This window comes from Gordonia aquimaris (genome assembly GCF_026262595.1).
Lineage (GTDB): Bacteria > Actinomycetota > Actinomycetes > Mycobacteriales > Mycobacteriaceae > Gordonia > Gordonia tangerina.
The window spans coordinates 14,436-26,079 of sequence record NZ_JAPKFM010000015.1 but is presented as its reverse complement, the minus strand read 5'-3'; the positions used below and the strand labels follow the sequence as shown (position 1 = coordinate 26,079).

Below are 11,644 nucleotides of genomic sequence, written 5' to 3'. Positions count from 1 at the left end.
GCGGCTAGCGCAGTGAAGTCCACATTCGCCGGGCTGGACCTGGGCACCGACGAGTTCGCCGAGACGGTCCGGACGTCGTTGGCGCAGGTCGAGGATCTGTTGCTGGCCGAACTCTCATCGGGTGACGAGATCATGACCGAGGCGGCGACGCACCTGGCCAAGGCCGGCGGCAAGCGCTTTCGCCCGATGTTCGCGATCCTCGCCGCGCAGTTCGGCGGGCGGCCGGACGCGTCGGAGGTCATCACCTCGGCCACCGTGGTGGAGATGATCCACCTGGCCACGCTGTATCACGACGACGTGATGGACGAGGCGCAGCTGCGGCGTGGTGCCGCGAGCGCCAACTCGAGGTGGACCAACTCGGTGGCGATACTGTCCGGCGACTTCCTGTTTGCTCGGGCGTCGCGGCTGGTGTCGACGCTGGGCCCGGATGCGGTGCGCATCATCGCGGAGACCTTTGCCGAACTGGTGACCGGTCAGATGCGGGAGACCGTGGGCGTGGCCGACGGCGGCGATCCCATCGAGCACTACCTGAAGGTGGTGTGGGAGAAGACCGGGTCGCTGATCGCCGCGTCGGGCCGGTTCGGTGCGATGGCCGCCGACGCCACCACCGACGACGTCGAGCGGTTGTCCAGGCTCGGCGACATCATAGGCACAGCCTTCCAGGTGTCCGACGACATCATCGACATCAGCTCGGTCAGCGGCGACTCCGGGAAGACGCCCGGCACCGACCTACGCGAGGGCGTGCACACGCTGCCGGTGCTGTACGCGTTGCGCAGCGACGATGCGGCGTCGCAGCGGCTGCGGCAGCTGCTGCTCGACCCGCAGACCGGCAAGGCGCGTCCGGTCACCGACGACGCCGAGGTGGCCGAGGCCATCGAGGTGCTCAATGCGTCGTCGGGGATGACGGCCGCGCACGACCGGTTGCGGGCCTACGCCGACGAAGCCGAGGCGGTGCTCGCGCAACTTCCCGACAGCCCCGCCCACGGCGCTCTCAGCTCCCTGGTCCGCTACACCATCGACCGCACGGGCTAGCCGCACGAGGCTAGCCGCACGAGGTTGGTCGCGCGGGGTTGGCCGAAAGTTCTGGCGGCACCCGCGGTGTCTGGCCGCAGTTTCGACTCCAAGCCGGAATCGGGAGCTGCGGCCAGAACCGTCAGGGGCCGACCGGGCCGACGCCGGCGTGGTTGAGGAGGTCGGTGAGGGTGCGAATCACAGCGGTGCCGACGTCGACTCCCAGCGGTGTCACGGCGAGGTCGTTGGCGTTGAGGTAGCTGTTCGGATCGAACTTCAGCGAACCGATGATGGTCTCGCAGACGATGCGGCTGCCGAGTTCGCCGAGCCGTTCACCGTTCTGCTGCACTGCGGCCTCGCGGAGGATGTAATACCAGAGCGGGGTGCGCTGGCCGAGAGCGGTGGTCTCCAGGATGTTCTTGACGTTCGCGGATTCACCGGCACCGCCCATCTGCATGATCGTCATCGGTTCGACGCCCATCGCCTCGCAGCATGCTTGCGCGGTGGGTATCGACAAGCTGTAGCCGCGCACCAGGTTCGACTTGGCCAGGTGGCCGAGGATCGGATCGCCGGTGCGCGGCCCGAGTGGCAGCGAGCCCAACCCGGCGGAGATGTTCGAGTCGATCTTGCGGGCCTTCTGGACGTTCGGGCCGCTGCCGGCGAAAAAGGTGAAGTCGAGGATCGCCGAGGACCGCAGTTGATGCGGGGTCGCGTCGCCGGTGTCGAAGAAGGTGGCGTTCGGTTGCCGGCCGCATCGGGGCGGCTCGGCGCGAGGATGTCCATCACCGCGATCGGACTCTGGCCACCGCGAAGCCGATACTCCGGCCGGATCATCGTGTGCCCGAAGCGGAACGCCGCCGTGGAGAACTCAAGCGGCATGAACGTCTGGCCGTGTCCGGCGGACACACCGTAATAGCGCGGCCCGTTGGCGAGCGTGTCGATGACGACACCGAGGTCACACACGCGGGCCAGATAGTCCTGCACGACGATGTACTGGTAGGCCCAACGGGTCAGCTGGCGTGCGCGAATGTGCTTGCACGCGGGCGTCCCGGCGACCTGCGCGTCGTAGATCTTGTTGTAAAACAACAGGAATGCGCAGTGCAGCGCCGAGATGTTGGGGTTCTCGTCGTTGCGGGCGTCGGCGATGACCGCGACGCGGGTCGCCGGATCGCGCGGGACGTCGCGCCGAGTCGACGACGGTTGGAAGACCGTCATTTTCAGGTCGATGGCGTACAGCACCTAAGACGTGGTCTCCGATACGCCGACCAGCGACGGCCCGTCCCCGAACACGCTGTCGAGATCGAGTTGCGGGCGTCGCCCGTTGTGCAGATTCGCCACCACCTCGTCGGGATCGCGTGGCGTCACCGGTTCACCCCGGCCGATCGTGGACACCGCCGACTCGCGATCTGTGCGCGCGGTGAGGTCGTGATCGATGAACTGGCCGAGGTAGGTGAGGATCGCCGGCAGCGTCGTCGAGTCGTTCGGCAGCCCGGTTTCATCGGTCGCCATCGCATCGCCGAGTTGTTTGAGGGCGGTGATCGTCTCGCAGGACTGGGGCAGTAGGCACGACGCAGAGTGCGCGGCGTCGCCGAACATGTAGCCGAAGGGTGTGGTGAACAGGAGTTCGTCTTGGGTCGCGACTTCGCCGGTCTGGCTGAACTTGGTGAACATCAGGGGCCTCGTGATCGTCGTCGGGGGGTGGAAATCCGACGCTACGGAGCGCAGAACCCCAGGTCATGAGTAGTTCGCTACCTCATATCGGGGTGGCGAAACGCCCGCGCGGGTGCGGTGTGGAAACTCTGCCGACGCCTCGGACGTTTGGAAGAGTGAAAGCACCCTGACGACGTACGTCGGGTGATGCGCGAGAACGAGGGACTGATGCACTTCAATGGTCTGAAGACCGCTGCGTTGATGGGCCTGATGTCGGCGATCATCGTCGGTATCGGGGCGATGTTCCAGAGCCCGACGATCCTGCTGTTCGCGGTGGTGATCGCGATCGGCACCAACGCCTACGTCTACTTCAACTCCGCCAAGCTGGCGCTGCGGTCGATGCATGCACAGCCTGTCACCGAGGTGCAGGCGCCGGTGCTCTACCGCATCGTGCGGGAATTGGCGACCAGTGCGCGCCAGCCGATGCCGGCCCTCTACATCAGCCCCACCGAGTCGCCGAACGCGTTCGCGACCGGCCGCAACCCGAAGAACGCCGCGGTCTGCTGCACCGCAGGCATCATGCGAATACTCGACGAACGAGAGCTGCGGGCGGTGCTGGGCCACGAACTGTCGCACGTCTACAACCGCGACATCCTGATCTCGTCGATCGCCGGCGCGATGGCCTCGATCATCACCGGCCTGGCCAACTTCGCGTTCTTCTTCGGCGGCGGCCGCAACGGCAACGGCCCGGGAATCCTGGGCGTGCTGATGATCACCCTGCTCGGTCCGCTCGCGGCGTCGGTGATCAAGATGTCGGTGTCGCGGTCGCGGGAGTACCAGGCCGATCAGTCGGGTGCCGAGCTCACCGGCGACCCGCTCGCACTGGCCTCGGCGCTGGCCAAGATCAGTGGCGGCATCGACCGCGCGCCGTTGCCGGAGGACCCGAAGATCGAGTCGCAGTCGCACCTGATGATCGCCAACCCATTCCGTGGCGGCGGGGTGGCGAAGCTGTTCTCCAGTCACCCGCCGACCGAGGACCGGATTGCACGGCTCCACGAGATGGCGAGGCGGGGACCGCACGCGGGACGGTGATGCGTGATGCGTGATGCGCTACCCTGAGGCATGCGCACCACGCTGGACATCGACCCACGAGTGCTGGCCGCTGCGCGTGCTCGCGTGAACGACGGACGCAACGCGAGCATCGGCCAAGCGGTCTCCGAACTCGCGATGGCAGGTCTGTCCTCTGAGAATCCGCGACCGGCCGAACCGGAAGGGCTCGTGCTGCTGCCCTCTGAACCGGGCCACGTGGTGACCGACGAGATGGTCGCCCGTGCCATGCTCGACGATGAGTGACCTCGACCTGCCCGACGTCAATGTGCTGGTGGCGCTCCTTGCGCCCTCCCACGTCCATCACCGATCTGCGCAGGAATGGTTCGCCGCCACCGGACGATTCGCGACGACGCCGATCACGGAGGCCGGCCTGCTGAGGACGGCGCTCAACCGGTCGGTGATGGGCCGAGTGGTGGAGGCGGAGACGGCGTTGACCACGCTGCGCTCACTGCGGGCGCATGAGCGTTCGGTATTCCTGCCGGACGATTCGTCCCTGGCTCACGCAAGTATCGGCCTCACCGGTCTCGTCGGCTTCCGTCAGGTCACCGACCTACACCTGGTAAATCTGGCCGCACAGAATTCTGCGCGCCTGGTCACCTTCGACACGAAGATCGCACCGGTGCTGGCCCCCGACGACCAGCAGCGCATTCACACGTTGGGATGAGGGCAGCACCACCGCATGCTGACCACGCAGATCGGGGTCCTCGGCGACTCGTCGGATCAGCCGGCCGCGATGGCGTCGAGCGTTGCGAGGTCGGCGTCGTCGAGTCGCAGTGATGCGCTCGCGATGTTCTGCTCGACATGTGCCGGGTTGCCGGTGCCGGGGATGGCGAGCACATGCGGGCCCCGATGCAGCGTCCACGCGAGTCGGATTTGGGCCGGCGACGCGTCGTACTTCTCGGCGATCGAACTGATCTGCGCCTGTCCGGTCGTGTCCGGGCCATCGGGGGAGGCGCCGCTGGCGGTGGCGACCGCGAAGAACGGGACGAAGGCGATGCCCTTCGCGCCGCACAGTTTTAGCAGATCGTCGTCGCCGCGGTCGGTGAGGCCGTAGCGGTTCTGCACGCTGACGACCGGCGTCACCGTCAGTGCCTCGGCCAGCTGGTCGGCCGTCACGTTGGAGATGCCGATGTGACGCAGCAGCCCGGCGTCGCGCAGTTCGGCGAGCGCGCCGAGATGTTCGGCGATCGACGCATCGGTCTTGTCCATGCTGGTGCCGCAGCGCAGATTCACCACGTCGATCGTGTCGATCCCGAGTTGACGCAGATTCTCCTCGACCTGCCCGCGCAGCTGCTCGGGACGCGCCATCGGCTCGAACTCGCCGTCACGCGACCGGCTGGGTCCGACCTTGGTGACCAGCGTCAGATCATCGGGGAAGGGCTGCAGCGCGGTGCTGATCAGCTCGTTGGCCAGCCGGGTCGGCGTGAAGTAGAACGCGGCCGTGTCGATGTGGTCGACGCCGAGTTCGACGGCCCGGCGCAGCACGGCGAGTGCGTCGTCGCGGTTACGGGGTGGCTCCCAGGGCATACCGCCCAGGCGCATCGCGCCCAGGCCCAGACGGTTGACGGTGCGGTCGCCGAGTCGCCAGGTGCCCGCAGCGTCGGCGGTCGGGGTCGGGGTGTGGAGGTGGTGATCAATGGTCATAGGACCACTGTGGCGAGTCCGCGGCCGCGGTGTTGTGCTCTGGCAACAAGCTGCCACACCGTCCGTGAATCGCTCTGCGGGCGCACACTGGAGGTCATGACCGACACCGACTCCGTCACCGTCGTGCGCAGCGAAGAGGAATTGTTCCGCCGCACCGAGCATCTGTTCGCGACCGCGACCGAGGTGTCGTGCGCGGCCAACGACCTGTGGACGTTCGCGTGGCAGCACGGAACGTCGGATACCCCGGAGAGGGTGGTCGGGACACAGCATCGCGGTCCCGTGCGTGTCCGCAAGATCTACCGGGCGGCGACCCTCCTCGACCCGGTCGCGGCACACCATCTGGCAGTGCGGCGCGATCAGTACGGCGCCGACATCCGGGTGACCGCCGACGAGATCAACGAAACCATCATCCTCGATCGCCGGATCGTGATCCTGGCCGGCGACCGCACGGGAGGGCAGCGCAGCTACAGCGTCATCACCCAGCCGGACGCGGTGCACGGGGTGTCGTCGCTGTTCGAGGCCGCCTGGCGCTCGGCGACCGACCTCGCCGCCTACGACGCGGGCATCGCCGACATCCGCGCGCTGGCCCCGCAGGTCCTCGACCTGCTGGGGCAAGGGGTCAAGGACGAGACCGCCGCACGCAGCCTCGGGCTCGGCGTGCGGACCTACCGTCGGCGCGTCGCCGAGCTGATGGATGCACTCGGCGCGCGATCGCGGTTTCAGGCCGGCGTGCGGGCGCGTGAGATCGGGATCGTCTAGGCGAACCTGATCTCGATACGCTGCCTCGGCTGGCGCCTCGGCGGCTACTCGATCAGCGGTTGGGGCGTCGTGTCGGGTGGGCCGGTGGTTACTCGATCAGCGGTTGTCTAGCGGTAGTTCACGAACTGCAGCGCGATCCCGAAGTCCTCACCCTTGAGTAGTGCGATGACGGCCTGGAGGTCGTCGCGCTTCTTGCTCGACACGCGCAGTTCCTCGCCCTGGATCTGCGCCTTGACGCCCTTGGGGCCCTCGTCACGGATCTTCTTGGAGATCTTCTTGGCGTGCTCGGAGTCGATGCCCTCGACGATCTTCCCGGAGATCTTGAACGTCTTGCCCGACGCCGCGGGTTCGCCGGCGTCGAACGCCTTGAGTGAGATGTCGCGGCGGATCAACTTCTCCTTGAACACCTCGAGCCCGGCCTGCGCGCGCTCCTCGGCGTCGGAGGTGATCACGATGGTCTCCTCGCCGGACCACTCGATACCGGTGTTGGTGCCGCGGAAGTCGTAGCGCTGCGACAGTTCCTTCGCCGCCTGATTGAGGGCGTTGTCGACCTCCTGGCGGTCGACCTTGCTCACCACGTCGAACGATGAATCAGCCATGACCGACAGCCTATCGTCGTGCTGCGCCGACTCCGGACCGAACCCGCGATGAGCCTCTGAACAGCCGATTTGCGTGGATGCGGGATGCTCGTTGTATTCTTCACGGCGTTGTTCTTACAGCCGTGTGAACGGTTGGCGGAGCGGCACGGCAGGTTGCCCGAGCGGCCAAAGGGAGCGGACTGTAAATCCGTCGCGCAAGCTACATAGGTTCGAATCCTATACCTGCCACGACGTGGTAAATCGCTGATGATTCGGCGCTCGCCACCGGTCGCGACCAGCGATTTGGTGAGCGCCTGCTTCAGTGTGTAACCTCGTTAAGGCTCTCGAGCAGATCCGATCTGGGTCTGATCGGGCACGCCCCCTTAGCTCAGTCGGCAGAGCGTTTCCATGGTAAGGAAAAGGTCGACGGTTCGATTCCGTCAGGGGGCTCGCTGGACCCCAGTCCACATGGCGGTGTAGCTCAGCTGGTTAGAGCGCACGACTCATAATCGTGAGGTCGAGGGATCGAGTCCCTCCACCGCTACACATCGGTGCCGACCAGCTCGGAGCCGAACACGCAATAGGGCAGCCGAGCCCGCCACGTACCACCGAAAGAAGGCAACGAAGTGGCCTCCTCAACAGATGTTCGCCCCAAGATCACCTTGGCGTGCGAGGTGTGCAAGCACCGTAACTACATCACCAAGAAGAACCGCCGCAACGATCCCGACCGCCTCGAGATCAAGAAGTTCTGCCCGAACTGCGGCAAGCATCAGGCACATAAGGAATCGCGCTGAGCGCATCACCGGCGATTCCGGTATGAACGACTAAAGCGGGCTGCCTCTTGATCCAAGAGGCAGCCCGCAGCCGTAGGGCGAACCCGGTCGGAGCCGACCGGCCATGCTGACGGCGACAGCTAGCAGCGCACGGGGAACGGCGCCACGGGTTGGCGCAGTGAAGGAGCGGTATCCGATGTCAGTGACCGAAGCGGAGATCCAGCAGCGGATCGAGGCACTGAAGAACGGCGTCAAGCTGACGCCGGAGGAGATCGCCGCCCACACCCAGGCGATGGTGGGCTACAACTACACCGTCGACGACTACTACGAGGTCGGTCGCGAAGAGGTCCGCAAGCACGCCCGTGCCGTCCAGGACGACCACCCCGTCCACTGGAACGAGCAGGCCGCCGCCGAGCTTGGTCACGACACCCTGATCGCCGCACCCACCTTCGTCTCCGTGCTCGGCATCATCGCTCAGCGCCGCCTGTTCGAAGACGTCGTCACCGGCTACGACCTGTGGCAGATCATGCAGACCGACCAGCGTCTGGTGTTCCACCAGCCGGTCAAGGTCGGCGATCAGCTGATCTGTGACGTCTCGCTCGAGTCCTTCCGTCAGATGGCCGGCACCGACGTGATGGTGACCAAGAACATCATCTGGAACCAGCACGACGAACCGGTGATGACCACCTGGACCAGCCTGGTGGCCCGCCCGGCCGTGGAGGCCGATCCCGACGTCCTCGACAAGCTCGAGCACGTGATGATGAAGGTCGACCGGGAAGCCGTCATGCCCAAGACGGTGCACGGTCCGTTCGAGCGGTACTCGCTGCCCGACCCGCAGGTCGATCCCAAGCCGTATTCGGCGATCGACTTCGACGACCTGACCGTCGGTCAGGAACTGCCGGCGATGACCAAGACACTCACCCGCGGCAATCTGGTGAACTACGCCGGGGTGGCCGGCGATCCCAACCCCATCCACTTCTCCGACGAGGTCGCCAAGGTCATCGGGCTGGAAACCGTCGTCGCGCACGGCATGCAGTCGATGGGGCTGGGCGCCAGTTTCGTCAGCAGCTTCGTCGGAGATCCGGCCGCGATCTACGAGTACAACGTGCGCTTCACCAGCCCGGTGTACGTCCCGGCCGAGGGCTACGCCCAGGTCGACTTCACCGGCAAGATCAAGTCGCTGGATCCGGAGACCCGGCGCGGCGTGATCGCGATCGTCGCAAAGCAGGGCGACCGCAAGATCTTCGGTCGCGCGCTGGCGCACGTGCAATTCAACTGAGTGCTGCCGTCCGCGTAATCGGTGGCCCGCCGACCCCGAACGTGTCCGCGGACATCACGACTCAGGGCACTCGCGCGGATTATCCAGCTCGCACCGCTGTGCGGTGATGTCGGCGGACATCTTTCGGTGGCGCGGGGACAGGTGGTGGCCGCCGCGGACCGCATCGAGCACTTTCTCCACGGTTGTCGGCCACTCGTAGACGACGTTCTTGTACGTCAGGGGCATCCGAAGCAATCCCAGGCTGGTGGCGACCTGATCGCGCCGATGATCCTCGTCGTAGTTGTGGACCCCGGTGTGATGGGCCAAGCTGTCGATCTCGATCAGTAGCCGATCGCCCACCTTGAGGTCCACGTGTCCGAGTCCGGGGACGTACGCCTGCACCTCAACCTTCAGGCCGAGGCCGCGCAGCCGCACCCTGCCCATCGTCTCGGTGCCCGACGCTGCGCGCTCGTCGCACCTGTTGAAGCACGCCACGATGTGCTCCGGCGCGCCGTCGAATGCGGATTCCACCTCGCCGGGCGTCAGGACCTCGGCTGCGAGCAGCCCGCTGCGCATCCGCAGTGACATGTTGAGCAGCGAATCGCACACCACGGTGATGCCCTCCGGATCGAGGCAACGTAAGGCATGGCGCAGCGCGGTGTGCGGGTCGTCGAGGATGGTGGTCACCGGCAATGGGCGGCCGAAGTGGCGGCAATAGCGTCCCGGGTGATCGCGGTTGGCCTGCGAGTTCCCGCGCAGATGAACCTTGTCGACCTGCGGCGGGAGCCAGACCCCATAGTGTTCGAGGGCGGTCACGCAGCTCAGTGCGCCGTGCTTGCGGACCGCCGCCAGCGCGGTGGGATCGGCCGATGGGATGGAGTACCAACCGTTGCCCTCAGGGGTGTAGATCTCGCGACGGACGTCGCGTCGCAGATCGGAATCGGTGACATTCCTGCTGCGTAGTTCCCGCCGGGTGTAAACGCCGAAATCGTGCATGCCGGTAGATTGTGGTGCGGATCGGACGAGCTTCGATTTCGGTGTCCACAGATCTCCGATGGCCTGTGGAGTGTCCGCCGGGATCACCACTGAGCTCGCTCGACTGGATTATCCGGTCGGTGAGGCCCAGCGGTGATGCTCGCGGACACGCGGCATCGGCGCGGGGGGCGTTCGGACCCGTTTTGGGTTCCAGGGCGCACGTGATCTACACTGAGGTGTCTGGTTTGACTTGAGACTTGCGCGCTGCCCATAGGGTGGCGCGTTGGTTGTGTGAGGAGCTTTCCTCTCAGGGTCGGGTCAGATGGCAGCTGTAACGTGGCGAGAGCCGCGGCACAGTCGCAAAGGGGCGTAGCTCAACTGGCAGAGCAGCGGTCTCCAAAACCGCAGGTTGCAGGTTCAAGTCCTGTCGCCCCTGCCCTGGTGAGGGCACACGTTGACGAGAGGACCTCGAAGGTGAGCAAGCGAGATCGAGCTGCCCGCGCCAAAGGTGCGGACGACACCGCTGCCGAATCGGTAGAGGGGCTCGAAGGTCGCGAGGACGTCGAGGAGACCGGCGCGGAGTCGAGTGAACTCCGTCCTTCGGGCAAGCGCTCGTCGCGCCGTCGTTCGTCGACGAGTGCCTCCAGCACCGGCAGCGACGCGGAGACCGGCAGCGGTTCCGCGGTCGCGGTCAAAGAACGCAAGAAGAAGGCCGATGCAGGCCAGAGCCGCAACCCGTTCGTTCGGATCTGGGTCTTTCTGCAGCAGGTCGTCGCCGAACTGAAGAAGGTCATCTGGCCCACCCGCCGGGAGATGATCACCTACACGATCGTCGTGCTGGTTTTCGTGATCATCATGACCGCATTCATCTCCGGTCTCGACCTGGTCTTCGCCAGGGGAGTCCTCTGGCTCTTCGGCTGACGATCCACGCGAGTGGACCGCGGCCGAGCCTGGACGACCGGAAACGAAAGAGGAGCGTGGGCTGCAGTGAGCACCCCGGAGAACGAGATCGAATCGACCACTGAGTCGGCCGACGCCGTCGATGCGTCGGCGGTCGATGCTGTCGACGAGACCAACGACCCGGGTGTCGAGGCTCAGGTCGAGGCTGCCGCAGACGATGAGGCAGCTGTCGACGGCGGCGAGGTCGCCGTGGAAGAGGCCGAGGCAGTCGAGGACGCCGTCGCCGACGAAGCCGAGGTGGCCGACGAGGTCGCAGCCGAAGAGGCCCCCGCCGAAGAAGCCGACCCGGTCGAGGAACTGCGCAAGCAGCTGCGTCGCGCGCCCGGCGACTGGTACGTCATCCACAGCTACGCCGGCTACGAGAACAAGGTGAAGGCCAACCTCGAGACCCGCGTGCAGAACCTCGACGTGGGTGACTACATCTTCCAGGTCGAGGTGCCGACCGAAGAGGTCACCGAGATCAAGAACGGCCAGCCCAAGAAGGTCAACCGCAAGGTGCTGCCCGGCTACATCCTGGTGCGCATGGACCTCAACGACGAGTCGTGGGGCGCGGTACGCAACACCCCCGGTGTGACCGGATTCGTGGGAATGACCTCCAAGCCGTCGCCGTTGTCGCTCAACGAGGTGCTGCAGTTCCTGATGCCGCGCGTCGAGGCCAAGAAGCCGGCCGCGCAGAAGGGCGCGGCAGCGGAGGGCGTCGAGGCTGCTGCCGCTGCGGCGACCGCGGTCGTCGAGGTCGACTTCGAGGTCGGCGAGTCGGTCACCGTCATGGACGGCCCGTTCGCGACGCTGCCCGCGTCGATCAGCGAGGTCAACGCCGAACAGCGCAAGGTCAAGGTGCTCGTGTCGATCTTCGGTCGCGAGACACCGGTGGAGCTCGGCTTCAACCAGGTCGAGAAGATTTAGCTCGGTTCGGTCCCTGAGGA

14 protein-coding genes, 4 tRNA genes and 1 pseudogene are annotated in these 11,644 nt (G+C 66.0%); 13 read left to right on the top strand and 6 right to left on the bottom strand.

Going from position 1 to position 11,644, the window contains the following annotated elements; all coding sequences use genetic code 11:
- Nucleotides 1–12: 12 nt before the first annotated feature.
- Nucleotides 13–1,032: a polyprenyl synthetase family protein gene (locus tag OSB52_RS14630; protein WP_266062440.1), complete on the top strand. Its 1,020-nt coding sequence runs from the start codon at nucleotides 13–15 to the stop codon at nucleotides 1,030–1,032.
- Nucleotides 1,033–1,153: 121 nt separating this feature from the next.
- Here OSB52_RS14630 and OSB52_RS14625 read toward each other — a convergent pair whose 3' ends face one another.
- The 3 genes and pseudogenes from OSB52_RS14625 to OSB52_RS14620 all read right to left on the bottom strand — a co-directional run bounded on the left by OSB52_RS14625 (nucleotide 1,154) and on the right by OSB52_RS14620 (nucleotide 2,682).
- Nucleotides 1,154–1,612 carry a peroxidase family protein gene (locus tag OSB52_RS14625; protein ID WP_266062438.1) on the bottom strand — a complete coding sequence of 153 codons (459 nt, stop codon included), beginning with the start codon at nucleotides 1,610–1,612 and terminating at the stop codon, nucleotides 1,154–1,156.
- A 215-nt stretch (nucleotides 1,613–1,827) separates the two neighbouring features.
- Nucleotides 1,828–2,226: pseudogene (locus OSB52_RS25160) on the bottom strand (peroxidase family protein); the annotation flags it as partial.
- 24 nt (nucleotides 2,227–2,250) lie between these two features.
- The gene (locus tag OSB52_RS14620) at nucleotides 2,251–2,682 is read right to left on the bottom strand and encodes a peroxidase family protein (protein WP_266062436.1); all 432 of its coding nucleotides are present in this window, start codon (nucleotides 2,680–2,682) and stop codon (nucleotides 2,251–2,253) included.
- A 207-nt stretch (nucleotides 2,683–2,889) separates the two neighbouring features.
- Here OSB52_RS14620 and htpX point away from each other — a divergent pair, with 207 nt between their 5' ends.
- Genes htpX through OSB52_RS14605 form a run of 3 tightly spaced genes read left to right on the top strand, consistent with a single transcriptional unit; the run spans nucleotide 2,890 to nucleotide 4,435 of the window.
- Nucleotides 2,890–3,753, top strand: coding sequence for a zinc metalloprotease HtpX (gene htpX / locus OSB52_RS14615; RefSeq protein WP_235723588.1), 864 nt, complete (start codon nucleotides 2,890–2,892; stop codon nucleotides 3,751–3,753).
- Nucleotides 3,754–3,783: 30 nt separating this feature from the next.
- Nucleotides 3,784–4,014, top strand: a complete 231-nt coding sequence (locus OSB52_RS14610; RefSeq protein ID WP_235723441.1) for a hypothetical protein — start codon at nucleotides 3,784–3,786, stop codon at nucleotides 4,012–4,014.
- Nucleotides 4,007–4,435 carry a TA system VapC family ribonuclease toxin gene (locus OSB52_RS14605; protein ID WP_235723442.1) on the top strand — a complete coding sequence of 143 codons (429 nt, stop codon included), beginning with the start codon at nucleotides 4,007–4,009 and terminating at the stop codon, nucleotides 4,433–4,435. Before OSB52_RS14610 ends, OSB52_RS14605 begins: the two co-directional genes overlap by 8 nt.
- 56 nt (nucleotides 4,436–4,491) lie before the next feature.
- Here OSB52_RS14605 and OSB52_RS14600 read toward each other — a convergent pair whose 3' ends face one another.
- The gene (locus tag OSB52_RS14600) at nucleotides 4,492–5,415 is read right to left on the bottom strand and encodes an oxidoreductase (protein WP_266062434.1); all 924 of its coding nucleotides are present in this window, start codon (nucleotides 5,413–5,415) and stop codon (nucleotides 4,492–4,494) included.
- Between the two features lie 96 nt (nucleotides 5,416–5,511).
- Here OSB52_RS14600 and OSB52_RS14595 point away from each other — a divergent pair, with 96 nt between their 5' ends.
- On the top strand, nucleotides 5,512–6,174 hold the full coding sequence (locus tag OSB52_RS14595; protein ID WP_266062433.1) for a helix-turn-helix domain-containing protein: 663 nt from the start codon (nucleotides 5,512–5,514) through the stop codon (nucleotides 6,172–6,174).
- 107 nt (nucleotides 6,175–6,281) lie between these two features.
- Here the strand turns inward: OSB52_RS14595 and OSB52_RS14590 are convergent, their stop codons facing one another.
- Nucleotides 6,282–6,773, bottom strand: a complete 492-nt coding sequence (locus tag OSB52_RS14590) for a YajQ family cyclic di-GMP-binding protein (RefSeq protein WP_160900477.1) — start codon at nucleotides 6,771–6,773, stop codon at nucleotides 6,282–6,284.
- A gap of 147 nt (nucleotides 6,774–6,920) precedes the next feature.
- Between OSB52_RS14590 and OSB52_RS14585 the strand changes: the two genes are divergently transcribed.
- The 5 genes from OSB52_RS14585 (at nucleotide 6,921) to OSB52_RS14565 (ending at nucleotide 8,804) form a co-directional block, all read left to right on the top strand.
- Nucleotides 6,921–7,001: transfer RNA gene (locus tag OSB52_RS14585), tRNA-Tyr, on the top strand.
- Nucleotides 7,002–7,129: 128 nt separating this feature from the next.
- Nucleotides 7,130–7,202, top strand: a tRNA-Thr gene (locus OSB52_RS14580).
- Nucleotides 7,203–7,222: 20 nt separating this feature from the next.
- Nucleotides 7,223–7,296 (top strand) — tRNA-Met (locus tag OSB52_RS14575).
- Nucleotides 7,297–7,378: 82 nt separating this feature from the next.
- Entirely contained in the window at nucleotides 7,379–7,546 is a 168-nt protein-coding gene (gene rpmG / locus OSB52_RS14570; protein WP_003929651.1) for a 50S ribosomal protein L33, read from the top strand.
- Between the two features lie 175 nt (nucleotides 7,547–7,721).
- Nucleotides 7,722–8,804: a fused (3R)-hydroxyacyl-ACP dehydratase subunits HadA/HadB gene (locus tag OSB52_RS14565; protein ID WP_235723445.1), complete on the top strand. Its 1,083-nt coding sequence runs from the start codon at nucleotides 7,722–7,724 to the stop codon at nucleotides 8,802–8,804.
- Between the two features lie 54 nt (nucleotides 8,805–8,858).
- On the opposite strand, the gene OSB52_RS14560 is transcribed toward OSB52_RS14565, so the two are convergent.
- Entirely contained in the window at nucleotides 8,859–9,779 is a 921-nt protein-coding gene (locus OSB52_RS14560; protein WP_266062419.1) for a putative endonuclease domain-containing protein, read from the bottom strand.
- Nucleotides 9,780–10,121: 342 nt separating this feature from the next.
- On the opposite strand from OSB52_RS14560, the gene OSB52_RS14555 reads away from it, so the two are divergent.
- The 3 genes from OSB52_RS14555 to nusG all read left to right on the top strand — a co-directional run bounded on the left by OSB52_RS14555 (nucleotide 10,122) and on the right by nusG (nucleotide 11,624).
- Nucleotides 10,122–10,194, top strand: a tRNA-Trp gene (locus tag OSB52_RS14555).
- A 38-nt stretch (nucleotides 10,195–10,232) separates the two neighbouring features.
- Nucleotides 10,233–10,679: a preprotein translocase subunit SecE gene (gene secE / locus OSB52_RS25020; RefSeq protein WP_266062418.1), complete on the top strand. Its 447-nt coding sequence runs from the start codon at nucleotides 10,233–10,235 to the stop codon at nucleotides 10,677–10,679.
- A 66-nt stretch (nucleotides 10,680–10,745) separates the two neighbouring features.
- Nucleotides 10,746–11,624: a transcription termination/antitermination protein NusG gene (nusG, locus tag OSB52_RS14545; RefSeq protein ID WP_235723448.1), complete on the top strand. Its 879-nt coding sequence runs from the start codon at nucleotides 10,746–10,748 to the stop codon at nucleotides 11,622–11,624.
- Nucleotides 11,625–11,644: the final 20 nt, after the last annotated feature.